Annotated in this window: 21 protein-coding genes, 1 tRNA gene and 1 pseudogene; 12 read left to right on the forward strand and 11 right to left on the reverse strand. The window is 73.0% G+C overall.

Annotated elements, in window-relative coordinates; all coding sequences use genetic code 11:
* Positions 1-77: 77 nt before the first annotated feature.
* Complete coding sequence (locus tag ACN260_RS04350) at positions 78-692, reverse strand: DUF1349 domain-containing protein (RefSeq protein WP_422754811.1); 615 nt, start codon at positions 690-692, stop codon at positions 78-80.
* 112 nt (positions 693-804) lie between these two features.
* Between ACN260_RS04350 and ACN260_RS04355 the strand changes: the two genes are divergently transcribed.
* Positions 805-2,457: an alpha-amylase family protein gene (locus tag ACN260_RS04355; RefSeq protein WP_422754812.1), complete on the forward strand. Its 1,653-nt coding sequence runs from the start codon at positions 805-807 to the stop codon at positions 2,455-2,457.
* Between the two features lie 98 nt (positions 2,458-2,555).
* A complete protein-coding gene (fabG, locus tag ACN260_RS04360) occupies positions 2,556-3,314 on the forward strand; it encodes a 3-oxoacyl-ACP reductase FabG (RefSeq protein ID WP_422754813.1) in 759 nt (252 codons plus the stop codon).
* Here the strand turns inward: fabG and ACN260_RS04365 are convergent.
* Together ACN260_RS04365 and ACN260_RS04370 are read right to left on the reverse strand one after the other, a co-directional pair.
* Positions 3,287-3,770 (reverse strand): annotated as a pseudogene (locus ACN260_RS04365) (hypothetical protein). The gene fabG and the pseudogene ACN260_RS04365 sit on opposite strands and share 28 nt — an antisense overlap.
* Positions 3,763-4,167 (reverse strand): hypothetical protein, encoded by a 405-nt coding sequence (locus tag ACN260_RS04370; protein ID WP_422754814.1) that lies wholly within the window; start codon positions 4,165-4,167, stop codon positions 3,763-3,765. Before ACN260_RS04370 ends, ACN260_RS04365 begins: the two are co-directional and overlap by 8 nt.
* 205 nt (positions 4,168-4,372) lie before the next feature.
* Here ACN260_RS04370 and ACN260_RS04375 point away from each other — a divergent pair, with 205 nt between their 5' ends.
* Both ACN260_RS04375 and erm read left to right on the forward strand, forming a co-directional pair.
* Entirely contained in the window at positions 4,373-5,278 is a 906-nt protein-coding gene (locus tag ACN260_RS04375) for a Gfo/Idh/MocA family protein (RefSeq protein ID WP_422754815.1), read from the forward strand.
* A gap of 503 nt (positions 5,279-5,781) precedes the next feature.
* Entirely contained in the window at positions 5,782-6,606 is an 825-nt protein-coding gene (erm, locus tag ACN260_RS04380) for an ErmE/ErmH/ErmO/ErmR family 23S rRNA (adenine(2058)-N(6))-methyltransferase (protein WP_422754816.1), read from the forward strand.
* A gap of 26 nt (positions 6,607-6,632) precedes the next feature.
* Here the strand turns inward: erm and ACN260_RS04385 are convergent, their stop codons facing one another.
* On the reverse strand, positions 6,633-6,824 hold the full coding sequence (locus ACN260_RS04385) for a DUF2795 domain-containing protein (RefSeq protein ID WP_422756612.1): 192 nt from the start codon (positions 6,822-6,824) through the stop codon (positions 6,633-6,635).
* A 90-nt stretch (positions 6,825-6,914) separates the two neighbouring features.
* On the opposite strand from ACN260_RS04385, the gene ACN260_RS04390 reads away from it, so the two are divergent.
* Positions 6,915-8,171, forward strand: a complete 1,257-nt coding sequence (locus ACN260_RS04390; protein ID WP_422754817.1) for an erythromycin esterase family protein — start codon at positions 6,915-6,917, stop codon at positions 8,169-8,171.
* 92 nt (positions 8,172-8,263) lie between these two features.
* Here the strand turns inward: ACN260_RS04390 and ACN260_RS04395 are convergent, their stop codons facing one another.
* The 3 genes from ACN260_RS04395 to ACN260_RS04405 form a co-directional block, all read right to left on the reverse strand.
* Positions 8,264-10,459, reverse strand: a complete 2,196-nt coding sequence (locus ACN260_RS04395) for an MMPL family transporter (RefSeq protein WP_422754818.1) — start codon at positions 10,457-10,459, stop codon at positions 8,264-8,266.
* 13 nt (positions 10,460-10,472) lie between these two features.
* Entirely contained in the window at positions 10,473-11,060 is a 588-nt protein-coding gene (locus tag ACN260_RS04400; RefSeq protein ID WP_422754819.1) for a TetR/AcrR family transcriptional regulator, read from the reverse strand.
* A gap of 85 nt (positions 11,061-11,145) precedes the next feature.
* A complete protein-coding gene (locus ACN260_RS04405; RefSeq protein WP_422756613.1) occupies positions 11,146-11,478 on the reverse strand; it encodes a winged helix-turn-helix transcriptional regulator in 333 nt (110 codons plus the stop codon).
* A gap of 198 nt (positions 11,479-11,676) precedes the next feature.
* Here ACN260_RS04405 and ACN260_RS04410 point away from each other — a divergent pair, with 198 nt between their 5' ends.
* Positions 11,677-12,636, forward strand: a complete 960-nt coding sequence (locus tag ACN260_RS04410; RefSeq protein ID WP_422754820.1) for a DNA polymerase domain-containing protein — start codon at positions 11,677-11,679, stop codon at positions 12,634-12,636.
* A 263-nt stretch (positions 12,637-12,899) separates the two neighbouring features.
* Here the strand turns inward: ACN260_RS04410 and ACN260_RS04415 are convergent.
* From ACN260_RS04415 to ACN260_RS04430, 4 genes are all read right to left on the reverse strand, one after another.
* A tRNA-Arg gene (locus ACN260_RS04415) sits at positions 12,900-12,971 on the reverse strand.
* A 110-nt stretch (positions 12,972-13,081) separates the two neighbouring features.
* The gene (locus ACN260_RS04420) at positions 13,082-13,777 is read right to left on the reverse strand and encodes a winged helix-turn-helix domain-containing protein (RefSeq protein ID WP_422754821.1); all 696 of its coding nucleotides are present in this window, start codon (positions 13,775-13,777) and stop codon (positions 13,082-13,084) included.
* A 185-nt stretch (positions 13,778-13,962) separates the two neighbouring features.
* Positions 13,963-14,628, reverse strand: coding sequence for a DUF305 domain-containing protein (locus ACN260_RS04425; RefSeq protein WP_422754822.1), 666 nt, complete (start codon positions 14,626-14,628; stop codon positions 13,963-13,965).
* A 10-nt stretch (positions 14,629-14,638) separates the two neighbouring features.
* Entirely contained in the window at positions 14,639-15,451 is an 813-nt protein-coding gene (locus tag ACN260_RS04430) for a DUF3105 domain-containing protein (RefSeq protein ID WP_422754823.1), read from the reverse strand.
* 98 nt (positions 15,452-15,549) lie between these two features.
* Between ACN260_RS04430 and argS the strand changes: the two genes are divergently transcribed.
* The 6 genes from argS to ACN260_RS04460 all read left to right on the forward strand — a co-directional run bounded on the left by argS (position 15,550) and on the right by ACN260_RS04460 (position 25,560).
* Complete coding sequence (gene argS, locus ACN260_RS04435) at positions 15,550-17,214, forward strand: arginine--tRNA ligase (protein ID WP_422754824.1); 1,665 nt, start codon at positions 15,550-15,552, stop codon at positions 17,212-17,214.
* A 5-nt stretch (positions 17,215-17,219) separates the two neighbouring features.
* Positions 17,220-18,605 (forward strand): diaminopimelate decarboxylase, encoded by a 1,386-nt coding sequence (gene lysA, locus ACN260_RS04440; RefSeq protein ID WP_422754825.1) that lies wholly within the window; start codon positions 17,220-17,222, stop codon positions 18,603-18,605.
* Between the two features lie 8 nt (positions 18,606-18,613).
* Positions 18,614-19,927 (forward strand): homoserine dehydrogenase, encoded by a 1,314-nt coding sequence (locus ACN260_RS04445; RefSeq protein ID WP_422756614.1) that lies wholly within the window; start codon positions 18,614-18,616, stop codon positions 19,925-19,927.
* 114 nt (positions 19,928-20,041) lie between these two features.
* Positions 20,042-21,091: a threonine synthase gene (thrC, locus tag ACN260_RS04450; RefSeq protein ID WP_282343763.1), complete on the forward strand. Its 1,050-nt coding sequence runs from the start codon at positions 20,042-20,044 to the stop codon at positions 21,089-21,091.
* A 147-nt stretch (positions 21,092-21,238) separates the two neighbouring features.
* Positions 21,239-24,511 (forward strand): efflux RND transporter permease subunit, encoded by a 3,273-nt coding sequence (locus tag ACN260_RS04455; protein ID WP_422754826.1) that lies wholly within the window; start codon positions 21,239-21,241, stop codon positions 24,509-24,511.
* Positions 24,512-24,714: 203 nt separating this feature from the next.
* Positions 24,715-25,560 (forward strand): polysaccharide deacetylase family protein, encoded by an 846-nt coding sequence (locus ACN260_RS04460; protein WP_422756615.1) that lies wholly within the window; start codon positions 24,715-24,717, stop codon positions 25,558-25,560.
* Positions 25,561-25,563 lie beyond the last annotated feature (3 nt).

Consider the following 25,563-nt stretch of genomic DNA (forward strand, 5'->3'; position numbering starts at 1 on the left):
ACCCCGCCCGCGCCCGGCCGGGCGCTGCGACCTGCGCCGTCGTGCCGACCGGTAGGCCCCGTCGGCTGAGCCGGGGATCAGTCCGAGGGGTGTAGTCCCCGGTCCGCCGGCCCCTGCCGCCAGCCGGTGAACCGGACGGTCAGCCCGCCCCGGGTCGGCGAGCAGCAGAACGGCCCGGCCAGCGTCACCGCGTCCGGGGCGAGCGGGGCGAGCCGCACCAGCCGCCACGGCTCGTCGGCGACCCGGGCCCGGACCGTCAGCGCGTCGCCGTCACGGCTGGCCCGTACGGTCACCTCCCGGCCCTGCCAGTCCGGCACCGGGGCCACCGACCAGTCGGAGAATTCCCGGGTAACCACCGCGCCGACCTGCGGCAGGCCGTCGCTGACCTCCACCCCCGCCTTGATCCAGTTCTGCTCGTCCACCCGGACCAGCACCCCGGCCTGGTCGAACTGGGCGGTGTAGTCGAGCAGGAAGTCCACCTCGACCGCGCCGCCGGCCGGCAGCGGGGCGAGCAGCGCCGGCCCGTCGTCGTGGACGAAGCCGTAGCTGGTGTGCCGCCACAGGTCGCTGTTGGCGGCCGGTTCCACCAGCAGCGCGCCGTCGTCGGCCCGGTCCACCCGCACCGGTGGACGCAGCCACCGGCCCCCGTCCCAGTCGACCGTGCGGGAGCCGTCCGTCGGATGCGCAGCCATGCCCGGACCGTACCCCGCACCGGCCCGTCCCGGGTCGGTGCGGCGGTCGCCGGCGGACGGTGGAACGGGACTCGCGTTTGCGGCGTCGGCGCACCGGAGACATTAGGCCGGCATGGGTGACAGGTGGTATTCCGAGGCCGTCGTCTACTGCCTCGACGTCGACACGTACGCGGACTCCGACGGCGACGGGGTCGGTGACTTCCGGGGCCTGATCGGCCGGCTCGACTACCTGGCGCGGCTGGGGGTGACCTGCCTCTGGCTCAACCCGATCCATCCCTCGCCCAACCAGGACGACGGATACGACGCGACCGACTTCTACAACGTCGACCCGCGCCTGGGGACCCTCGGTGACTTCGCCGAGCTGCTGCACCAGGCACAGAACCGGGGCATCCGGGTCATCATCGACCTGGTGGTCAACCACACCTCCGACCAGCACCCGTGGTTCCAGTCCGCCCGGTCCTCGCCGGACTCGCCGTACCGTGACTGGTACGTCTGGGCCGACCACGAGCCGGCGGACCGGCACCAGGGCATGGTGTTCCCGGGCGAGCAGCACGAGACGTGGAGCTACGACCGCACCGCCAAGGCGTGGTACTACCACCGCTTCTACAAGTTCCAGCCGGACCTCAACATCGAGAACCCGAAGGTCCGCGAGGAGATCAAGAAGATCACCTCGTTCTGGCTCCAGCTCGGCGTCTCCGGCTTCCGGATGGACGCCGTGCCGTTCATCATCGAGCGGACCGAGCCGGGCAACCCGGACGCGGCCAAGGACTTCGACTTCCTCACCGACCTGCGTCAGCACGTGCAGTGGCGGCGCGGCGACGCGGTGCTGCTGGCCGAGGCGAACGTCGAACCCGACCAGCTCCCGGTCTACTTCGGCGACGGCAGCGGCTCGGGCAACCGCATCCACATGCTCTTCGACTTCATGCTCAACGGCCGGCTCATGCTGGCCCTCGCCCGGGAGGACCCGGAGGCGATCATCGACGCGCTGCGCGACACCCCGAAGCTGCCCACCGGCGGCCAGTGGGCGACCTTCCTGCGCAACCACGACGAGATCGACCTGTCCCGGCTCACCGCCGACCAGCGCAACGACGTGCTGGCGAAGTTCGGGCCGGACGAGAACATGCAGCTCTACGGCCGGGGCATCCGGCGGCGGCTCGCCCCGATGCTCGGCAACGACCGCCGGCACATCGAGCTGGCGTACGCGCTGCAGTTCTCGTTGCGCGGCACGCCGGTGCTGCGCTACGGCGAGGAGATCGGGATGGGGGAGAACCTCGCGCTGGACGGGCGGGACGCGATCCGTACCCCGATGCAGTGGTCGTACAAGGAGAACGGCGGTTTCTCCACGGCGGACCCGGAGAAGCTGATCCGTCCGGTGATCGACAAGGGTGACTTCGGCTACCAGAAGGTCAACGTCACCGCCCAGCGGGGCGACTCCACGTCGCTGCTGGCCTGGTTCGAGCGGATGATCCGCACCCTGCGGGAGGCCCCGGAGATCGGCTCCGGCTCGACCACGCACATCGACGTGCCGATGCCGGCCGGGGTGCTCGCGCACCGCGCCGACGGCCCGACCGGCACCATGGTCTTCCTGCACAACCTCGGCACCGAGGACGTGGAGGTGGACCTGAGCACCCTGGCCCCCGAGGCGGACCTGCCGATAGACGTCCTCACCGACCGGGGTTACGGCGACGTGGGCAAGCTGGACAGCCTGAAGCTGGGCGGGCACGGCTACCGCTGGATCCGGCTCTGCCGCTCCACCACCTACTGACCGGCGCGTCCGCCGACGTCCCCGCCCGGCCGGGACGTCGGCGGACGTCGGGGCGGGTAGGCTCTTCCGGTCGAGCCAGAAGTTACCGGGAGGTAGTCATGTCGGAGCAGCCCCGCGTCGCCATCGTCACCGGAGCCGCACGCGGTATCGGCGCGGCCACCGCCCGACGGCTGGCCGCCGACGGCATGGCCGTCGCCGTGGTCGACATCGACGAGGCGGCGACCGGGCCGACCGTGGAGGCGATCACCGCCGCCGGTGGCCGGGCCCTCGGCGTCGGCGCGGACGTCGCCGACCGGGAGCAGGTCGAGGCCGCCGTCGAGCGGGTCGCCACCGAACTGGGCGCGCCGACCGTGCTGGTCAACAACGCCGGGGTGCTGCGGGACAATCTGCTGTTCAAGATGACCGACGCCGACTGGGACACCGTGCTGGGGGTGCACCTGCGCGGCGCGTTCCTGTTCAGCCAGGCCGCCCAGCGGCACATGGTCGAGCAGAAGTACGGCCGGATCGTCAACCTGTCCAGCACCTCCGCGCTGGGCAACCGGGGCCAGGCCAACTACGCGGCGGCCAAGGCCGGCCTCCAGGGCTTCACCAAGACCCTCGCCATCGAACTGGGGCCGTTCGGGGTGACGGTCAACGCGGTCGCCCCCGGCTTCATCGTCACCGACATGACCGCCGCCACCGCCGCCCGGATGAAGGTCGACTTCGACGACCTCCAGAAGCACGCCGCCGCCGAGATCCCGGTCCGCCGTCCGGGTCGGCCGGAGGACGTCGCGCACACCATCTCGTTCCTGGTCAGCGAGGGCGCGTCCTTCGTCTCCGGCCAGGTCATCTACGTCGCGGGCGGCCCGAAGGACTGACCGAGGCCGGGGCACCCGCGCCGGGAGCCGGCACTGTCAGGCGTCGGCGGCGGTGCGGGTGCGCCACAGCCAGAGCAGCCCCAGTACGGGCAGCACCAACGGGATGTAGCCGTACCCGCTGCCGAAGCCGGACCAGACCGTCTCGTCGGGGAACAGTTCGGGGTCGACCAGGCTGAGCACGCCGACGCCGACCACCCCGACCAGCTCCGCCGAGCAGCAGGCCAGCGCGACCCGGCGGCCGGCGTGCCCGGCGCGGGCCAGCCCGACCGCCGCCACGATGTAGATCAGCGCGGCGACCGCCGAGAGCAGGTACGCCACCGGCGCCTCGTCGAACTTCGTGGCGATCTGGAGCCCGGCCCGGGACGTGGCGGCGATGGCGAACAGGAGGTAGACGGCGATCAGTAGCCGTCCCGGCCCCGCGTTGGTGGCGCGCCGCGGCGTCCGGGTGTCAGCCACCGACGACCTCCCAGGTCTGCTGCAGCCGGACCACGACCACCGGCAGCACCAGGCAGACCGCGCAGACGATCGCCGAACCCCACCGGGTCGGTTCCATCCGGGCCAGCACCCAGGCCAGCGGGGGCAGGCAGACCAGCGTCACCAGGTAGCCGAAGAACGCGCCCGGCTCGCCCGGCCGCTCACCCCCGACGACGGCGACCAGGGCCGACACGGTCAGCGCGAGCAGCGCCACCTCCAGCAGGCCCAGCCCGACCGACTGCACCAGGTCCGGTGGCCGGTGCCGGACCGCCGCCACCACAGCCCACAGCGCGAGTACGAGCGACAGCCCGATCGTCACGGTGGCGAGTACCCCGTCCACCGGCGAACCGGCCGACGCCGCGCCGGTCATCGCCGCCATCCGATAGGTGTCTCGGTCACCGGCACAGCCTACTAACCGGCGTAGTAATCACCGTCGTCCCGGTCCCGGTCCCGGTCCCGGGTCGGCGGCCCGGGTCTGCGGACGGCGGCCCGGCGGTGCGGGTCGGCTGCGGAAACAGGGGTGGGTGACTAGCGTGGATCACGGCCGCGACGGGCGTGGCCGACGACGAGACCGGGGGTACCCCGTGCTGCGGTTCGGCCTGTTCGGCACCGGCCACTGGGCGGCGCGCACCTACGGCGCCGGGTTGGACGCCCATCCCCGCGCCGAACTGGTGGGGGTCTGGGGACGCAACCCCGACCGGGCCGCCGCGCTGGCCACCCGGCACGGCGTCCCGGCGTTCGCCGACGTCGACGCGCTGCTCGACGCCTGCGACGCGGTGGCCGTGGCGCTGCCCCCGGACGTGCAGGCCGGGATCGCCGTCCGGGCCGCCACCGCCGGCCGGCACCTGCTGCTGGACAAGCCCCTCGCGCTGAGCCTCGACGAGGCCGACCGGGTGGTCGCAGCGGTGCGGGCCGCCGGGGTGGCCTCGGTGGTCTTCTTCACCCAGCGGTTCCACCCGAACGTCGACGGCTTCCTCACCGCCACCGCTGCGGCCGGCGGTTGGCAGCACGCCCGCGCCACCCTGTTCGCCTCGATCTACCAGCCCGGCAGCCCGTACGCCGGTTCCCGGTGGCGGCGGGAGCAGGGCGCGCTGTGGGACATCGGCCCGCACGCCCTGTCGATCGTCGTGCCGGTGCTCGGCCGGGTCATCCGGGTCGCCGCGCTGGACGGTCCCGGTGGGATGGTGCACCTGCTGCTCACCCACGACGGCGGTGCGACAAGTGCGCTGTCGCTGACCCTGGACGCGCCGCCGACGGCGCTTGCCCGCGACTTCGTCTTCTACGGTGAGAACGGCGTCGAGACCGTACCGCCGGGCGACGGCAACGCGCTGACCGCGTTCGGTACGGCCGTCGACCAACTGCTGGGGCAGGTCGACTCGGGTGAGCGGGACCACCGGTGTGACGTCCGGTTCGGCCGGGAGGTGGTGGCGGTCCTGGCAGCGGCGGAGAGCGCCCGCGCCGAGGCCCGCACCGTCGACCTCCAGCCCTGACCCCTGACCCCTGCCGCCCCCGGTCAGGCCGGTCGGTGGTCAGGTGGGGCGTTGGCCGGCGTGTCGGTGACGGGTTCACGTGCTGCCCCGGACGTCATTCCTGAGAGTCATAAATATGCCCCTGCGTCATGACGGTGGGCGGGCAGGGGGTGTGCTGTCGAGGTGACCGTGGGTCACCGGTTGCCGACCTCGGTGATCGCCCGCCGACGGAAAAACGCGGTGCGCACCGTGGGGTGTGCGCTAGCGTGGCCGCCATGTGCATGCACGCCCTGATCACCGTGGCCGTCACGTCGGCCGCGCGGGGCCCCCTCCTGGTGGCCCGCCCGCGAGTCCGGCGTCCGGCCCTGGCCGGCCGGGACGCCCACCGCGCCTGACCCGAGCACCACCCCGCGTCCCCGCCGATCTGTCCAGGGCCGTCCGAGTCCCGATCCACTCGGACAGGCCCGGCATCGTGCTGCGCCTGTCCGTACCGTCGCCGAGCGGCGACAGACAGGACGAGCCCCGTGGCGCCCCGCCCCGACCGCACCACCGCACGCGACCGGTCCCGTCGCGTACTGTCCCAGAACTTCCTCGCCGACCCGGCCACCGTCGACCGGATGGTGCGCGCGGCCCGTACCGGCCCGGACGACCTGCTGCTGGAGGTGGGCGCCGGCCGTGGCCAGCTGACCCGGCCACTGGCGCAGCGGTGCGGCCGGCTGATCGCCTACGAGGTCGACCCGGCCGTCGTCCCCGCCCTGGCGGCGGTGTGCGCGACGCTGCCGCACGTGCGGCACCGGCAGGCCGACTTCCTGACCGCCGCGCCGCCCGACGAACCGTTCGCCGTCGTCGGCAACGTTCCCTGGTCACTGACCGCGGCGGTGGTCCGCTGGTGCCTCGCCGCGCCCCGGTTGCGCGCGGCCACCCTGCTCACCCAGTGGGAGTACGCCCGCAAGCGGACCGGAGACCTCGGTCGGTGGAGCCGGCTGACCGTGCTGACCTGGCCGGAGTACCACTGGCGGCTGTCCGGCCGGGTGGCCCGCACCGCGTTCCGCCCGGTGCCCGCCGTCGACGGGGGCATCCTGCGCATCGAACGTCGGCCGGCGGCGCTGCTGGACCCGGCCGGGCTGCCCGCGTACCGGAAGATGGTGGAGCTGGGGTTCGGCGGGGCGGGCGGGTCGCTCGCGGCCTCGCTGCGCACGGCCCATCCGGGCCGGCGGGTCGACGGCGCGCTGCGGGCGGCGCGGCTGGACCCGGCGACCCCGGTCGGCCTGGTCTGGCCGGAGCAGTGGCTGGTGCTGTTCCGGTTGCTGCACGCTCCCACGGGTCGCGCCGGTGGCCGGCGGTGGTGACCGGTCGGTGGGGTGCGGCGGGTTGCTCAGGCGAGGGTGCCGAGGGCCTCGTTCAGCTCGGCCGGGTCGTCGAACTGCCCGGCGGGCAGCGCCCGCAGCATCTGGAGCAGTTCGGTGCTGGCACCGTTCTCCTGACCCCAGCGGACCAGGTCCTCGCGGGAGACGGGGTAGTCGAGCCCGGCCAGGTACTCCTGCAACTGCATGGCGGTGACGGTCATGCCGCCGGCTACCCGTTCCACCCGACGCCACACCGCCCACCGCGCACCGGACGGCGGTTTGTCGGCCGACCCTGCCGGGTAGCCCCGCCCATGCTGGTACAGCGGCTCGGTACGCCGAGCGACTTCGACCCGCTGCTGGAGCGCGCCCGGGACGCCCGGGTGGTGATGATCGGCGAGGCGACGCACGGCAGTCACGACTACTACCGCCTGCGTGAGCAGCTCACCCGACGGCTCATCGCCGAGCAGGGGTTCGACTTCGTGGCGGTGGAGGGCGACTGGCCGGACTGCGACCGGGTGCACCGGTCGGTGGTGGGCGCGCCCGGCGGCGCGCCGGACCCGCGTACCGCGCTGGGTCGGTTCACCCGTTGGCCCACCTGGATGTGGGCCAACGCCGAGGTGGACCGGTTCTGCCGCTGGCTGCGGGCGTGGAACCTGGAGCGCCCAGAGCGGGAGCGGGCCGGTTTCCACGGGCTCGACGTCTACAGCCTGTGGGAGTCCATGCAGGCCATCTTCGACTACCTGGGCGAGGAGGACCCGAAGTCGATGGAGGCGGCGCAGGACGCGTACCGGTGCTTCGAGCCGTACGGGCGGCGGGTCGAGGAGTACGGTGCGGCCAGCCGGTTCGTCTCGGCCCGCTGCGAGGAGGAGGTGATCCGGCTGTTGGCGCGTACCCGGGCACACGTCGCCTCGGACGGCCCGGACGCCTTCGCGGCCTGGCAGAACGCGGAGGTGGTGGCCGGCGCGGAGCGGTACTACCGGGCGATGGTGCACGGCGGGCCGGATTCCTGGAACGTGCGTGACATCCACATGGCCGACACCCTGGACCGGCTGCTCACCCGGTACGGCCCGGGATCACGCGGGATCGTCTGGGCGCACAACACCCACATCGGGGACGCCCGCGCCACCGAGATGGCCGGCGACGGGATGGTCAACATCGGCCAGCTCGCCCGGGAACGCCTCGGCCGGGACGCGGTGACGCTGATCGGCTTCGGCGGCTACCGGGGCACCGTGGTCGCCGCCCCGCACTGGGGTTCACCGGCCGAGGTGATGACGGTGCCGCCGGCCCGGGAGGGCTCGGTGGAGTGGCGGCTGCACGAGTTGCTGCCGGAGCGGGCGGTGCTCGTCTTCGGCGGCCCCGACCAGCCCGACTGGGTCACCGGCACCGTCGAGCACCGGGCGATCGGGGTGGTCTACGACCCGACCTTCGAACGCTGGGGCAACTACGTGCCGAGCCGGCTGGCCGACCGCTACGACGCCTTCGTCTGGTGCGACCAGTCCACCGCCCTGCACCCGCTCCCCACCCGACCACGGGTAGGCGAGCTGGAAACCTACCCCGCCGGGGTCTGACCCGCCCCCCCTGCGTGGATCATGGAGTTGTGGTGCCCGTTCCGGGGTTTTTGCCCCGCCTGTCCGGCACCACAACTCCACGGTCGGCAGGGTCAGACGTTGACCGGGTGTTTGTCGAGGTGGGCGCGGAGACCTTCGCCCTCGATGTCGACGTTGGGCAGGGCCCGGTCGAGCCAGCGGGGGAGCCACCACGCCCTGGCGTTCAGCAGGGACATCACGGCGGGGACGATGGTCATCCGGACCACGAAGGCGTCGATGGCGACCCCGACGGCGAGCGCGAAGCCCATCGACTTGATCACCGGGTCGTCGAGGAAGACGAAGCCGCCGAAGACCGACATCATGATCAGCGCGGCGGCGGTGACCACCCGTGCCCCGTGCCCCATCCCGTTGATGGTGGCCTGCCGGGCCGTGTCGCCGTGCACGAAGTCCTCCCGCATCCGGGAGACCAGGAAGACCTCGTAGTCCATGGCCAGGCCGAACAGGATGCCGATCAGCAGGATCGGCAGGAAGCTGATCAGCGGGGCCGGGCTGTCCAGGCCGACCAGGTCGGCGAGGTGGCCCTGCTGGAACACCGCGACGGTGATGCCGAAGGTGGCGGCCACCGTGAGCAGGAAGCCCAGCGCCGCCTTCACCGGCACCAGGATCGACCGGAAGACCAGCATCAGCAGCAGGATCGACAGTCCCACCACGAGCAGCAGGTAGACCGGCATCGCGTCGGACAGCTTCTCGGACACGTCGATGCCGATCGCGGTGACGCCGGTCAGCAGCACCTCGGCGTTACCGATCGAGCCCACCCGGTCCCGGATGTCGTGCACCAGCGTCTCGGTGGCCGCGTCGGTCGGCCCGCTCTTCGGGATGACCCCGATCAGCGCCGTCCGCCCGGACGGGTCGAGCTGCGGCGGGGCCACCGCCAACACCCCGTCGGTGCGCTGGACCAGCGCGGCGACCTGGGGCACGGCGGCGGCGGTGTCCTGCGGGGAGTCCGAGGTCACCACCACGGCGAGCCGGCCGGTGAAGCCCGGACCGAAGCCCTCCCGGATCAGGTCGGCGCTGGTACGGGCCGGGCTGCCCACCGGGGCGGTGCTGGCGTCCGGCAGGGCGATCCGCATGTCCTGGGCGGGCAGGGCGAGCAGCCCGAGACCGAGCAGGCCGACCAGGATCACCGGGATGCGCAGCCGGGTCACCCACCGCGCCCAGCGGAACCCGAAGCCGGAGCGGTCCTCGGCGGCCGGCACGGCGTCGACGGCGTCGGTGGCCTCGGCCGCCGGGGTGACATTGCGCAGCTTACGGGGCAGCACCCGGCGACCGGCGAAGCCGAGCAGCGCCGGGGCGAGGGTGATCGCCACCAGCACCGCCACGCTGACCGTGCCGGCGGCGGCCAGACCCATCACGGTGAGGAACGGGATGCCCACCACGGCGAGGCCGGCGAGCGCGATGACCACGGTGGCGCCGGCGAAGAGCACGGCGGAACCGGCGGTGCCGACGGCCCGGCCGACCGCCTCCTCCGGGGTGAGCCCTTCGAGCAGGTGCTGCCGGTGCCGCGAGGTGATGAACAGCGAGTAGTCGATGCCGACCGCCAGGCCGAGCATCAGGGCGAGGATGGGCGCGGTGCTGGTCAGTTCGACCACGCTGCTCAGCGCGAACAGGCCGGCCATGCCGACCCCGACGCCGATCAGCGCGTTCAGCATGGTCATCCCGGCCGCGACCAGCGAGCCGAACGTGATGATCAGGACGATCGCGGCGACGAGGACGCCGAGCGCCTCGGTCGAGCCGACCTCCGGCTCGGAGTTGAGCACCTCACCGCCGGGGGCGATCTGCCACCCCTGGGCCTCGGCCTGCGCGCCGACCTTCTCGTACGCCGCCCGCTGGTCGTCGGTGACGTCGTCCGCACCGGTGGCGAACTGCACCTGGATCAGCGCGTAGCGGCCGTTGGGGGTGATCGCCTGGGACTGGTACGGGTCGACCGCGCCGATGACGCCGGGCAGGGCGGCCGCCTCCTGGACGACCCCCTTCACCACGGCCTGCCCGTCGGGGGTGGTCAACTGGCCGTCGGCGGGTGCCTTCACCGCGATCGTGCCGGTGGCGCCGCTGGCTGCCGGGAACCGCTCGGCGAGCAGGTCCAACGCCTGCTGCGACTCGGTGCCTGGCATGGTGAAGTTGCTGGCGGTCGGGCCCTTCAGGGTGGCGGCGGCGATGCCGAGGCCGACGAGTACGACGAGCCAGAGGGCGACGACGAGTCGCCGGCGGCGCAACGATGCCCGGCCTAGCCGGTACAGCAGGGTCGCCATCAGATCCTTGTCCTCAATCCTGGTGTTGGTGGTCGAGAGGTGGCCGTGGTGGCGGCGGTGCGGAGGTGACGAGCACCCGCTGGGCGACGGCCAGCAGGGCGGGACGCAGTTCCTCGTCGGAGATGTCGGCGAACGCGCCGCACCCCTCGGCGATGCCGGCGAGCAGCACCAGCGCGGCGACCCGCGCGTCCTGTCCGCCGTCGGGGCCGGTCATCGCCTCGATCAGCCGCTCGGAGATCCGCTGGATGTGGGCGAAGGCCGGTTGGGCGAGCAGTTCCGGGAACTCCCCGCGCAGCAGCGCGATCTCCCCCCGGAACCGCACCGCGAGGTCGACGAAGCCCTCCGCCGCCACGCGCTGCGCCGCCGTGCCGGTCAGCGCCGAGATCCGCTCGTCCAGCTCGCACAGGACCGCGATCGGTCCTGCCATCAGCTCGGCGAGCAGGGCTTCCTTGTTGGCGAAGTGGTAGAGCACCGCCGCCTTGGAGCAGCCCACCTCGCGGGCGATGTCCTGCAACGAGGTGCCCTTGTAGCCGGTCACCGCGAACCGCCGGGCCGCAGCGGCGAGGATCTCGCCGTGCGTGCGGGGGGTACGTCGGATCATGCGTTCCAGCATGCCTGACCGATCGGTCAGACACTGACCGATCGGTCAGAGGAAGTCGGTGGCATTCGCCACAGCGCGGTGTCGCTCACCCCCGGCCGTGTTCCCGGTCGTACGCCGCCCGCGCCTCGCTGATCGCCGTCCGGTGCCGGTCCGCCCAGGCGGTCAGCGCCCGCAACGGCTCGTACAGCTCCAACGCCATCGGGGTGGCCCGGTACTCGACCCTCGGCGGCACACCCGGGTGCACCCGGCGGTGCAACAGGCCGTCCCGTTCGAGGTTACGCAGGGTCAACGTGAGCATCCGGCGGCTGATCCCCTCGACCTGCCGGGTCAGCTCCGAGAAGCGGACCGGGCCGGGGGAGGCGGCCAGCAGGATGCCGATCGCCCACTTACCGCCCACCCGGTCGAGCGCCTCCCGCAGGGTGCAGTCGCCGTGCTGGTCCGGGCCGGCGTGGCTCTCGCCGTCCTGCTGACCGCCGGTGCGGCCGTCGCTGTGCTCCCGGGACACGGGGGTCTCCTTCCGCCGGTGCCATGGTCACAGACGGACACCCCGACACGGGACCGGCGGTCGACCCGTGTCGGGGTTGCGCCGGGCCGGCACGGCCGGGAGGGTGGGCGGATGGGTGGGGCGGAGGAGACGCGGGACGGGGTCGGCCTGACCAACCTGGGCCAGCCGCTGCTCGTCGGGAGCGACCTGACCAAGCGGGACCTGGTCGACTACCTCGACGCCGTACACGGGCGCATCCTGCCCGGCCTGCGCGACCGGCCGCTGTCGGTGGTCCGGCTGCTGCGCGGGCAGGAGCCGTTCATGCAGAAGAACCTGCCGAAATACACTCCCGACTGGGTACGTCGCACCGCGATCTGGGCCGAGACCTCGCACCGCCAGGTGTCGTACGCGCTCTGCGACGACCGGCGCACCCTGCTGTGGTTCGCCAACCAGCGGGCGATCGAGTACCACCCGGCGCTGGTCACCGCGACCCGCCCCGAACAGCCCACCCACCTCGTGCTCGATCTCGACCCGCCCGAGGGGGACGCCTTCCCGACGGTGGCCCGGGTCGCCGGGGCGGTCCGCCGGGCGCTTGCCGACGTCGGGCTGGCCGGCGCGGTGAAGACCAGCGGCGCCAAGGGGCTGCACGTCTTCGTGCCGGTGCATCCGGACACCACCGGCGAGGAGGTGGCCGCCGCGACCCGGGCGCTCGCCGTACACACCGAGCGTCTCGACCCGCAGGCGGCGACGACCGCCTTCATCCGGGAGGACCGGGGCGGCCGGGTCTTCGTCGACCCCACCCGGGCCGGCGGCGCGACGGTGGTCGCCGCGTACAGCCCCCGGATGCGTCCCGGGCTGCCGGTCTCCTTCCCGGTGGCCTGGGACGACCTCGGCCGGGTCACCCCCGGCGACTTCACCGTGCGGACGGTCCCGGCGATGCTCGGCGACCGGGACCCGTGGGCCGGGGCGATGCCCGCGCCGCAGCGCCTGCCGGCCGACCTGGTGGCCGAGGGGCGGACCATTCCGGTGCCCCGGGTGCAGGCCATGCACGAGGGAAAACGCCGCGCCCGAGCCCGCCGCGAAACCCCCTGACCCACCGACTGCCCGGCCCGACGGTGACCGACTCCCGTGGGCCGGCCCGGTCCGGCGGCGATCGACTCCCGTGGGCCGGTGTAGCGGCATCGCCGAGCCGTGACAGCGCCACGGGGGCGACATTGAGTCGATCATCGCGGTGGCACAGATGCCCGCCACGGCCGGTGGCGGCCGGACATGGCCGGACACACGACGAAGGCCGCTGATCGGGTTTCCCCTGGTCAGCGGCCTTCTTGTGCTGGTCGCGGCTTCCTTAGCAAGTGTGCCCCCGGCAGGATTCGAACCTGCGCCCCCGCCTCCGGAGGGCGGTGCTCTATCCCCTGAGCTACGGGGGCTCAGCGACCTGAGAAGAGTAGCAAACCCCCTTCCGGATCACCGAATCGCCACCCGGCCCCTCTGGGTTCTCCCCCTCGACCTGCGTGATCGTGACGTCGGGGCCGGCTGGTCAGGCGGCGGCCAGGGTGCGCCCGCAGCTCGGCAGCGGGTGCAGGACGATGCGCCGGGGCAGGCGGCGGGGCCACTCGTTGCGGGGCCAGGAACCGTCCACGATCAGGTGCACCGGGTGCTGGTCGGCGCCGCTGAGCCGCAGCACGAAGTCGCGGGGCAGCGGCGGGTCCACGCTCGGCGTGGTGACCATGAACCGGACCCGGCCCCGGGACGACACCGCCGAGATCACCTCGGCGGCGGGCATGGTGCCGCGCAGGCGTACCCGACCGATCCAGTAGACCTCCGCGTCGTGTTCCTGGGCGGCCCGGGTGATGGCCGGGTACTCGCCGCGTACCCAGCGTTCGACCGCGCCGACGCAGAGCCCGCAGGCCCGCTCGCGCGGTTCCCGGGGGCCCAGCCCCCAGGCCCGCAGGTACGCCCCGACCGTGCCGGTGTCCATGGTGAGGTCGAAGCGGCGCTGGATCAGCGCGGCGAGGCTCTGGCGCGTCCAGAGTTCCTCGTCCAGCCCGAACTCGTCGGGGTGGACGCCACGCAGTACGTCGATCAGTTCGAGTTCCTGTTGCCGGCTGAGCGCTCCCGACTCGCCCTGCCGGTGTCCGCGACGGGCGGCTGCGACCGCCCCGTCACCGCCGATGGTGTGGCGTCGGCACCAGCTGGTGACCGAGCGCCGCGCGTCTCTGAGTGCAACCCCCACGTCCTACGCAACGAGCACTAATCGCTACTGGTCACGATATGTGGGTAGAAACCTCTCGTAGGGCCTCAAAGGTGCGCAGCGCGCTAAAGATGCAAATCACCCATAACCCCACATCGGTGTCGGTGGAGGCGCGGAGGCCCGCGTCCGCCGGAGCGGTACGCGGGCCTCCGGGGAGATCGGGCGGGTCAGCCGCCCAGCCGCTTCAACGCGTTCTGCAGGTTGGTCAGGTCGGTCTGCTGGGTGTTCTTCATGGTCTGCGCGACCTTGAGGACGTCGTCGTCGCCACCGGCGTCGAGGATGCCCTGGATCATGTGGATGCCGCCGAGGTGATGCTTGATCATCATCTGGAGGAAGAGGACGTCCAACTCGCGCCCCTGCGCGGCGCGCAGCCTGGCCATCTCCTCCGGCGTCGCCATGCCCGGCATCAGCCCGTTCTCGACCCTGGCCCCGTCGGGCATCCAGGCCATCCGGGGCTCGCTGCCGGTCGGGTCGAGCCCCCACGACCGCAGCCAGGTCTGCATGGTGCCGATCTCGCCCTGCTGCCCGGTGGCGATGTCGCCGCCGATCTGCCGCACCTCGGGGTCGGTGCCCCGGTCGAAGGCGATCAGCCCCATCTCGACCGCCTGGGCGTGGTGGGTGCTCATGTCCCGGGCGAAGCCGGCCTCCGCCGAGCTGTCGCCCGGCCGGGTCAACGTCGGGGTGAGCAGTCCGCCGGCGTACCCGAGCAGGAGGCCGACCACGACGGCGGCGGCCAACGCGAGCACGCCGTAACGGCCGGTGGGCCGCCGGTCACCTGCGGGGGTGACCGGGGGCCCGGCGGGCGGCGTGTCGGTCGTCGCGGGAGCGGTCATCGCCACGTCCTCACTGGGTGGGCTGCTGCTGCTGCGGGAGGTTGTCGCGCGGGGCGGTGCCGGTGGCCGTGATGCCCTGACCGCAGTTGGCGTTCGGGCCCTCGACCGAGGCGTTCACCCGCAGGGTCTTGATGAACTCGTCGATCCGGCTGTCGTCGGCGTTGTCGACCTTGAGCTGGTAGCCCCACGCCTGGAGCGAGATCGGCTTGTCCAGCCCCTCGAACGGGCTGAGCATGGCCTTCTCGACGCCCTGCACCTTGCTGCGGAGCTTGCTGACCTGGTCGGCCGGCAGGTCGGGGCGGTAGGTGATCCACACCGTGCCGTGCTCCAGGCTGTGCACCGCGTGCTCGTTGGCGATCGGGGCGTCGTAGACGTCACCCATGCAGTTCTGCCAGGCCGGGTTGTGCGGGCCGGCCACCGGCGGGAGCACGTCGTACTTGATCGCGCCCTGCTGGTGCTGGCCGCCCTGGACGAGCTTGGGGTCCTTCTCCCGGAAGTCGACGATGCCGTCGATGTCGGCGGCCCGCTGCTCCCACGACTTCGAACCCTGGAAGGCCGCGTACGCGCCGTAACCGATGATCGAGACGGCGAGCACGCCCACGGCGACGAACAGGGCGATCGGGCCCCAGGACCGGCCCTGGCTCACCTTCACCGGCGTGATCGGCTTGCGGGGGCCCTTGCCGCCCGAACTCTGCCGGGGCGCGCCCGCGGACTTGCCGCCCCCGGGCTTGGCGTCGGCCGCGGGCCGGCCCGCCGCCGGCTTCTTACCGGTGCTGACCACGGTCGGACGGCGCTGCGGGCCGCCCGGGGTGCTGATGCTCATCGTGCCTCGTCAGGTCGGTCGGTCAGGGGATCTGGCGGGCCGGGTGACGCTCAGGGTCGCCGCCGAGTGCCCGAGTCTACCCCCGATAACATGGTTCGGTGACTCCCGCAGAACTGGCCGAGGTCGTCCTCTCCGCAGCCCACGCCGTTTTCACCGAGCGTGGGCTCGACCCCGCCGCGCTCCCGGCGCACACGGCGGTGGAGCGACCGCGCAATCCCGACCACGGCGACTACGCCTCGACGCTGGCGCTGCAGCTCAGCAAGAAGGTGGGCGTCCCGCCCCGGGAGTTGGCCGCCGCGCTGGCCGACCAGCTCGGCCGGGCGGCCGGGATCAAGTCGGTGGAGATCGCCGGCCCGGGGTTCCTCAACATCCGGCTCGACGCGGCCGCCGCCGGTCAGCTCGCCCGGGTGATCGTCGAGGCCGGCGAGGAGTACGGCCGCAGCGACCGGCTCGCCGGCCAGCGGATCAACCTGGAGTTCGTCTCGGCGAACCCGACCGGCCCGGTGCACATCGGCGGGGTCCGCTGGGCGGCCGTGGGTGACGCGCTCAGCCGGCTGCTGCGGGCCACCGGCGCCGACGTCGGCACCGAGTACTACTTCAACGACGCCGGGTCGCAGATCGACCGGTTCGCCCGGTCGCTGCTGTGCGCCGCGAAGGGCGAGCCGGCCCCCGAGGACGGCTACGGCGGGGCGTACATCGCCGAGATCGCCGAGCAGGTCCGGGCGGTCCGGCCGGACGTGCTCGACCTGCCCGACGCGCAGGCCCAGGAGGTGTTCCGGGTCGAGGGCGTCACGCTGATGTTCGCCGAGATCAGGTCCTCGCTGCGCGGCTTCGGGGTGGAGTTCGACACCTACTTCAACGAGAAGGACCTGCACGACCGGGGCGAGTTGGACCTCGCCCTGGACCGGCTGCGCGCGCAGGGCCACCTGTACGAGGCCGACGGGGCGACCTGGCTGCGCACCACCGACTTCGGTGACGACAAGGACCGGGTGCTGCGCAAGTCCAACGGCGAGTGGACGTACTTCGCCGCCGACTGCGCCTACTACCTGGACAAGCGGGAGCGCGGCTTCGAGCGGGTCGTGATCATGCTGGGTGCGGACCACCACGGCTACATCGGGCGGATGAAGGCGATGTCCGCCTGTTTCGGCGACGACCCGGCGGTCAACCTGGAGATCCTCATCGGCCAGCTGGTCAACCTGGTCCGCGACGGCGTGCCGCTGCGGATGAGCAAGCGGGCCGGCACCGTGGTCACCCTGGAGGACCTGGTCGACGCGATCGGGGTGGACGCCGCCCGCTACGCGCTGGCCCGCTACTCCAGCGACTCCCCGATCGACATCGACGTCGAGCTGTGGACCCGGGCCACCCGCGACAACCCGGTCTACTACGTGCAGTACGTCGCCGCCCGGACGGCGAGCGTCGGCCGCAACGCCGCCGAGGTCGGCCTGAGCCGGGGTGACGGGGCCGGGTTCCACCCCGAGCTGCTCGACCACGACAAGGAGAACGAGCTGCTCAAGGCGCTCGCCGAGTTCCCCGCCGTGGTCGCCGCCGCCGCCGAGCTGCGCGAGCCGCACCGGGTCGCCCGCTACCTGGAGGATCTCGCCGGGGCGTACCACCGGTTCTACGACAACTGCCGGGTCCTACCGCGCGGCGACGAGGAGGTCACCGACCTGCACCGGGCCCGGCTCTGGCTCAACGACGCCACCCGCACGGTGATCGCCAACGGGCTGCGCCTGCTCGGCGTCTCCGCCCCGGAGAGGATGTAGCCCTGATGCGTGCCCACGAAGCCGGTGCCCTGCACGGCGACATCGGCCACCGGGGGCCGGCCTGGCTGCGCCCGCCGGCCGACGTCAACGCCCTGGTGCCGCAGCTCTGGCCGCGCCGGGTCGAACGCGGCGCCCACGGCGCGCTGACCGTCGCCGGTCTCGACGTCCGCGAGCTGGCCGCCGGGTACGGCACCCCGGCGTACGTCCTCGACGAGGACGACCTGCGCTCGCGCGCCCGGGACTTCCGGGACGCCTTCCCCGACGTGGACGTCTACTACGCCGGCAAGGCGTTCCTCTGCCGGGCGGTGGTCCGCATGATCGCCGAGGAGGGCCTGCACCTGGACGTCTGCTCCGGCGGCGAGCTGGCCACCGCGCTGTCGGCCGGGATGCCGGCGGAACGGATCGGCTTCCACGGCAACAACAAGTCAGTCGCCGAGCTGACCCGGGCGCTGGACGTCGGGGTGGGGCGGATCATCCTCGACTCGTTCACCGAGATCGACCGGCTCACCGCGCTGGCCCGCGAGCGTGGGGTCCGCCCCGGCGTGCTGATCCGGGTCACCGTCGGGGTGGAGGCGCACACCCACGAGTTCATCGCCACCGCCCACGAGGACCAGAAGTTCGGTTTCTCGCTGGCCGGCGGGGCCGCCGCCGCCGCGGCCTTCCGGGTCATCGACGAGGGCGTGCTGGACCTGCGCGGGCTGCACTCGCACATCGGTTCGCAGATCTTCGACACCAGCGGCTTCGAGGTCTCCGCCCGCCGGGTGCTCGCCCTGCAGGCGCAGATCCGCGACGCCCGGGGGGTGGAGCTGCCCGAGCTGGACCTGGGCGGCGGCTTCGGCATCGCGTACACCACCCAGGACGACCCGGCGACCCCGGCGGAGCTGGCCAAGCGGCTCCGCAAGATCGTCGACTCGGAGTGCGCGGCGGAGAACCTGGCCGTCCCGCACCTGTCGATCGAGCCGGGCCGGGCCATCGTCGGCCCCGCCGTGTTCACCCTCTACGAGGTCGGCACCGTCAAGGACGTCGACGGGCTGCGCACGTACGTCAGCGTGGACGGCGGGATGAGCGACAACATCCGGACCGCCCTCTACGACGCCTCGTACTCGGCGACGCTGGCGGGCCGGGCGTCGACCGCCGAGCCACTGCTGGCCCGCGTGGTGGGAAAGCACTGTGAGTCCGGGGACATCGTGGTGAAGGATGAATTCCTGCCCGCCGACGTGCAGCCCGGAGATCTTGTCGCGGTCCCCGGCACGGGGGCGTACTGCCGGAGCATGGCCAGCAACTACAACCATGTGCCCCGCCCCCCGGTGGTAGCGGTGCGTGACGGCCGAGCCCGGCTGATCGTACGGCGGGAGACCGAAGAAGACCTGCTCGCTTTGGATGTGGGATGACGTCACCTGTGCGCTTGGCCCTGCTCGGCTGCGGAACGGTCGGTAGCGAGGTGGTCCGGCTGCTGCATGAGCAGGCCGCCGACCTGGCCGCCCGGATCGGCGCTCCGCTGGAGATCGCCGGTATCGCCGTGCGCCGTCTCGGCCGGGACCGGGGTGACCTGCCCGTCGACCCGGCGCTGTTCACCACCGACCCGCTCGGCCTGATCAAACGCGACGACGTCGATGTCGTCGTCGAGGTGGTCGGGGGCATCGAGCCGGCGCGGAGCTGGCTGGTGGAGGCGCTGCGCGCCGGCAAGAGCGTGGTCACCGCCAACAAGGCGCTGCTCGCCGAGGACGGCGCGGCCCTGCACGACGCGGCGGCCGAGGGCGGGGCCGACCTCTACTACGAGGCGTCCGTCGCCGGGGCGATCCCGCTGCTGCGTCCGCTGCGCGAGTCGCTGCACGGCGACCGGATCAACCGGGTGACCGGCATCGTCAACGGCACCACCAACTTCATCCTCTCCGCGATGGACGCCACCGGTGCCGGCTTCGCCGAGGCGCTGGACGAGGCGACCGAGTTGGGGTATGCCGAGGCCGACCCGACCGCCGACGTGGAGGGCTTCGACGCCGCCGCGAAGGCCGCGATCCTGGCCTCGCTCGCCTTCCACACCCGGGTCACCGCCGCCGACGTGCACCGCGAGGGCATCACCGAGGTCACCGTCGCCGACATGGCCAGCGCCAAGGCGATGGGCTGCACCATCAAGCTGCTCTGCATCGCCGCCCGGGGCACCGACGCCGCCGGCCGGGAGACGGTCAGTGTCCGGGTGCATCCCGCGATGATCCCGCTGACCCACCCGCTGGCCAGCGTCGGCGACGCGTTCAACGCGGTCTTCGTCGAGGCCGAGGCGGCCGGGCAGCTGATGTTCTACGGCCGGGGGGCCGGTGGCGCGCCGACGGCCAGCGCGGTCCTCGGCGACGTGGTCGCGGTGTCCCGCAACCGGCTCGCCGGTGCCCACGCGGCCAGCGAGTCCGCCTACGCCGACCTGGCGGTGAGGCCGATGGGCGAGGCGCTGACCCGCTACCACATCAGCCTCGACGTGGTCGACCGTCCGGGTGTGCTCCAGGCGGTGGCCGGGGTGTTCGCCCGGCACGACGTGTCCATCGCCACCGTCCGGCAGGGGCCGGCCGGCGGCGGTCCGGCCGGTCGTGGCGAGGACGCCGACCTGGTCATCGTCACCCACGTCGCCCCGGACGCCGCGCTCGCCGCGACGGTACGGGAGCTGCGCGGCCTGGACATCGTCCGGTCCGTGGCGAGCGTGCTGCGGGTCGAGGGCGGGGCATGACCGGGCGTCTCGCCTGATGGTTATCGACGGGTGTGCCGGGGCCCGGTCGACGAGGCTGGTCCAGGCTGGCAGGGGCCCCGGCACGGCCGGGGCGGCAGAGGCGAGGAGAGCGACATGTGGCGGGGCCTGATCGAGACGTACCGGGACCGGCTGCCGGTCACCGACGCCACGCCCGTGGTCACCCTGCACGAGGGGAACACCCCGCTGCTGCCCGCGCCGGCGCTCTCTGCCCGGCTCGGCGCGGACGTCTACCTCAAGGTCGAGGGGGCCAACCCGACCGGCTCGTTCAAGGACCGCGGGATGACCGTCGCCGTGTCCAAGGCCGTCGAGGCGGGCGACAAGGCGATCATCTGCGCCTCCACCGGCAACACCAGCGCCTCCGCCGCCGCGTACGCGGCCCGCGCCGGGATCACCTGCGCCGTGCTGGTGCCGCAGGGCAAGATCGCGCTCGGCAAGCTGGCCCAGGCACTGGTGCACGGGGCCAAGCTGCTCCAGGTGCAGGGCAACTTCGACGACTGCCTGGCGCTGGCCTCCAAGCTCGCCCAGGACTTCCCGGTGGCCCTGGTCAACTCGGTCAACCCGGACCGGCTGCACGGCCAGAAGACGGCCGCCTTCGAGATCGTCGAGGCGCTCGGTGACGCCCCCGACATCCACTGCCTGCCGGTCGGCAACGCCGGCAACATCTCCGCCTACTGGATGGGCTACTCGGAGGACCTGCGCGCCGGCAACGCCACCCGCGCCCCCAGGATGTACGGCTTCCAGGCCGCCGGTGCGGCCCCGATCGTCAGCGGCCAGGTGGTGCCGGAGCCGTCGACGATCGCCACCGCCATCCGGATCGGCAACCCGGCGAGCTGGACCAAGGCCCTCGACGCCCGGGACGCCTCGCAGGGGCTGATCGCCGCGGTGACCGACCGGGAGATCCTGGCGGCGTACCGGTTGCTCGCCCGCGAGGTGGGGGTCTTCGTCGAGCTGGGCAGCGCGGCCAGCGTGGCGGGTCTGCTCCAGCAGGGGGCCGAGGGTCGGGTGCCGGCCGGGGCGACGGTGGTCTGCACGGTCACCGGCCACGGCCTGAAGGACCCGGAGTGGGCGATCTCCACCGCGCCCGCCCCGATCACCATCGCCAACGACGCCCTGACCGCCGCTCGCTCGCTCGATCTGGCCTGATCCGATCCCGCCGCGGGCGGCGGTGCCGGCCACCGTGCCGTCCCCCGTCGCCCCGGCCGGCGGTGACCACCCCGTTACGGGTAGGGAATACCGGGTCGGGCAGACTTTCTCCACGCCCATCCCCTCTCCCAGGAGTGAGCCACGCCGATGTCGCTGCTCGCCAGATCCAGCCTCGCCAACCGGGGGCTCGTCGCCCTGATCGCGGTGGTGACCGCGGCGTTCGGGGCGTTCACCGTCCCCTCGCTCAAGCAGCAGTTGCTGCCCTCGCTGGAGTTCCCCGGCGCGTTCGTCGTCGCGGTCTACCCGGGCGCCTCGCCGGAGATCGTCGAGGCGCAGGTGACCGAGCCGATCGAGAACAGCCTCCAGAGCATTCCCGGACTGGAGAAGGTCACCTCCACCTCGCGGGAGGGGTCGGCGACGATCGCCGTGGAGTTCGTCTTCGGCACCGACGTCGACGACGTGGCCAACAAGATGCAGACCGCGCTGAGCCGGGTCGACGCGCAACTGCCCGACGACGTGGACCCGCAGGTCATCACCGGCAGCACCGACGACCTGCCGGCCGTGGTGCTGGCCGCCACCGGCGGCGGTGACGAGCAGGCGCTCGCCGCCAAGCTGCGCGACACGGTGGTCCCCGAACTGGAGGGGATCGACGGGGTCCGCACGGTCGCCGTCACCGGCACCCGCGAGCAGGTCGTGACGATCACGCCGGACCCGGCGAAGTTCGCCGCCGCCAAGCTGACCCCGACCGCGATCGCCACCGCGTTGAAGTCCAACGGCATCGCCGTCCCGGCCGGTGCGGTCGTTGACGGCACCACCGCGCTGCCGGTGCAGGTGGGTGCCCCGGTCACCACCCTCGACCAGTTGCGGGGCATCGCCCTCACCCCGACCGCCCCGAAGGCCGTCCCGGTCCGGCTCGGTGACGTGGCGACCGTCGAGCAGCAGCTCGCCCCAGCCACCGCGATCACCCGCACCAACGGCAAGGAGAGCATCGGGGTCCAGGTCACGGCCGCGCAGGACGGCAACGCCGTACGGATCTCGCACGACATCCGGGACCGGCTGGACGACCTGCGGTCCGCCTCGGGCGCCGAGCTGACCATCGTGTTCGACCAGGCCCCGTTCGTGGAGAAGTCGATCGAGAGCCTGACCACCGAGGGGCTGCTCGGCCTGCTGATGGCGGTCGTGGTGATCCTGGTGTTCCTGCTGTCGGTCCGGTCCACCCTGGTCACCGCAGTCTCCATCCCGCTGTCGGTGGTGGTGGCGCTGCTCGCCCTCTGGGCCGGCGACTACTCGCTCAACCTGCTCACCCTGGGCGCGCTCACCATCGCGGTCGGGCGGGTGGTCGACGACTCGATCGTGGTGTTGGAGAACATCAAACGCCATCTGGAGTACGGCGAACCGAAGCGGGACGCGATCGTCACCGCCGTCCGCGAGGTGGCCGGGGCGGTGACCGCGTCGACGCTCACCACGGTCGCGGTGTTCGCGCCGATCGCACTGGTGGGCGGGTTCGTCGGGCAGCTCTTCGCGCCGTTCGCGATCACCGTCACGGTGGCCCTGCTCGCCTCGCTGCTGGTGTCGCTGACGGTGATCCCGGTGCTGGCGTACTGGTTCCTCAAGCCGCCGCGTGACGGGGCGGACGAGGCGGTGCGCCGGGCCGCCGAGGCCAAGGAACTGCGCAGCCCGTTGCAGCGGGCGTACCTGCCGGCGATCGGGTTCGCCACCCGGACCCGCCGGACCCGGTGGATCACCGTGGCGGTGGGCATCCTGCTGCTGTTCGGCACCTTCGGGCTGGCCCAGAAGCTGGAGACCAACTTCCTCGACGACTCCGGCCAGGACACCCTGAACATCAGCCAGAAACTGCCGGCCGGGTCCGGGCTGGCCGCCACCGACGAGGCCGCCCGCCTGGTCGAGGGGGTGCTGGCGCGCACCGACGGGGTCGAGACCTACCAGGTGAGCGCGGGCGGCAACGACCAGCCGTGGCTGGGCGGCGGGGGCAACAACACCGCCCAGTGGTCGGTGGCGCTCGGCGGGGACACCGACGCCAAGGAGATGAAGGAGGTCCTGCGCCGGGAGTTCGACCGGCTCGGGTCCGGGGCCGGCGAGTTGAGCTTCGGCAACGGGCAGGGCGGCACCTCGGGCAGCCAGTTGGAGGTGGTCGTCCAGGCCGCCGACACCGACACCCTGAACCGGGCCGCCGACCAGGTCCGGGCCGCGATGGCCGGCACCCCGGGCGTCGAGGACGTGGCCACCAGCCTGGCCGACCGGGTGCCCCGGGTCGACGTGACCGTCGACCGGCTGGCGGCGGCCCGGGTGGGGCTCAGCGAGGCGGCGGTCGGGCAGTTGGTGTCGCAGGCGTACCGGGGCAGCCCGCTGGGTCGGGTCACCCTCGACGGTGGGCAGCAGGACGTGGTGCTGCGGACGACGGCGGCCCCACCGCTGACCGAGGAGCAGTTGCGTGCGCTGCCGGTGGGCCCGGTGAAGCTGGACGACATCGCCGACGTCACCCGCGGCGAGGGGCCGCAGCAGATCACCCGGATCGACGGTGAGCGCAGCGTCTCGGTGACCGGCACGGCCACCGGCTCCAACCTCGGCGCGACCACGACCGAGCTGAAGAAGCGGCTGGACGACGTGGACGTGCCGGGGGCGACGATCGCGGTGGGTGGCGCGAGCGCCCAGCAGGAGGACGCCTTCGGCGATCTGGGCCTGGCCGTGCTGGCGGCGATCGCGATCGTCTTCCTGATCATGGTGGCCACGTTCCGGAGCATCACCCAGGCGCTGATCCTGCTGATCTCCATCCCGTTCGCGGCGACCGGCGCGATCGGCCTGCTGCTGGTCACCGGGACCCCGCTGGGCGTGCCCGCGCTGATCGGCGTGCTCATGCTCGTCGGCATCGTGGTGACCAACGCGATCGTGCTGCTGGATCTGATCAACCAGTACCGGGCGCAGGGGATGGGCATCACCGAGGCGGTGGTCGAGGGCGGCCGGCGTCGGCTGCGGCCGATCCTGATGACGGCGGTGGCGACGATCTTCGCGCTGCTGCCGATGGCCTTCGGGCTGACCGGCGAGGGCGGCTTCATCTCCCAGCCGCTCGCGGTGGTGGTGATCGGTGGCCTGCTCAGCTCGACCCTGCTCACCCTGGTCCTGGTGCCGACCCTCTACACGATGGTGGAACGCACCAAGGAGTCGCTGCGCGAGCGGCGGGCCGGCCGGCGGGGACGGACCTCCGACGCGGACACCGCCACCGCGTCGCCCACCGAGCCGGACGCCGAGGTGCCCGCGACGGTGGGTGCCCCGGTGGCCGGGGCGTCGGACGAACCACCGGCCCGTCCGGCTCCGTCGGCCGCGCTGGTGGACGGCACCGACCAGTTCGAGGTGCTGCGGCTGCCCAAGAGCCGCCGGTCGCCGCTGCCGCCGAGCGAGTAGGCCCTCCCGGTCGCGTACGCAGCGGCCACCCCGACCCGCCGCGACCGGGTCGGGGCAGGGCCGCCGTCGCGCCACGACGCGCCCCCGGTCCGGGGTCACCGGGCCGGGGGCGCATCGCGTCGCACCCGGGACAGCGGGCCGACCACCGGGTACGGTCACCCCGTGGTCCTCTACCGTCGGTCATCGTCGACCGACCCTGGGTGATGGGCGTCGACCGGGCAGACCCGGCCGAACCGGGTGGCGGGCGGTGGGACCGGCGGCGGGTGCTCGGTGGTGGGGCACTGCTGGCCGGCGGCGTCGCGCTGGGGGCCGCCGGCATGTCCCAGGGGGCCTCGCTGGCCGACCGGCACCTGCCGTTGTCCGGCGGCCCGGCCAGCGCCACCGTCGGCAACCGGCGGCAGGACGTCGGCTCCGGCGGGCTCCAGGTGGTGTGGCACGCCCCGACCACGCGACCGCTGGTGGCGCTGACCTTCGACGACGGTCCGCTGCCGCGGTGGACGCCGAGCGTACTGGACACCCTGGACACCCACGCGGTGCCGGCGACCTTCTTCCTGGTCGGGGAGCGGGTGCGCCGGCACGCCGGGCTGCTCCGGGGGCGGCTGGCCCGGCACGAGGTGGGCAACCACAGTTGGCGGCACCGGGACCTGGCCCGGCTGGCCGCCGCCGACGTGCACGACGACCTGCGCCGGTCGCACGAGGCCATCGCCGAGGTCACCGGGACGCCGCCCCGGCTGCTCCGGCCCCCGTACGGGCACCTGGGCGGCGGGGTGCTGCACGCCGCCGTACGCCTCGACTACCGGGTCGTGCTCTGGTCGTTGCAGATGGTGGAGGGGGAGTACCCGGACGACCCGGCGGGGCACGCCCGGCGGATCGTGTCCGACGTCGTGCCGGGCACCATCCTGCTCGCCCACGACGCGGGCCCGGAGAACCGTCAGGTGGCGTTGCGCGGCCTGGACTCGATGATCACCGGCCTGCGGGCCCGGGGGTACACCTTCGTCACGGTCTCCGAGCTGCTGGCCCACCCGACCGGCTCCCGAACCGGGGGGTAGGGT

The organism is Micromonospora sp. WMMD708 (assembly GCF_049315245.1).
GTDB classification, from domain to species: Bacteria; Actinomycetota; Actinomycetes; order Mycobacteriales; family Micromonosporaceae; genus Micromonospora; species Micromonospora wenchangensis.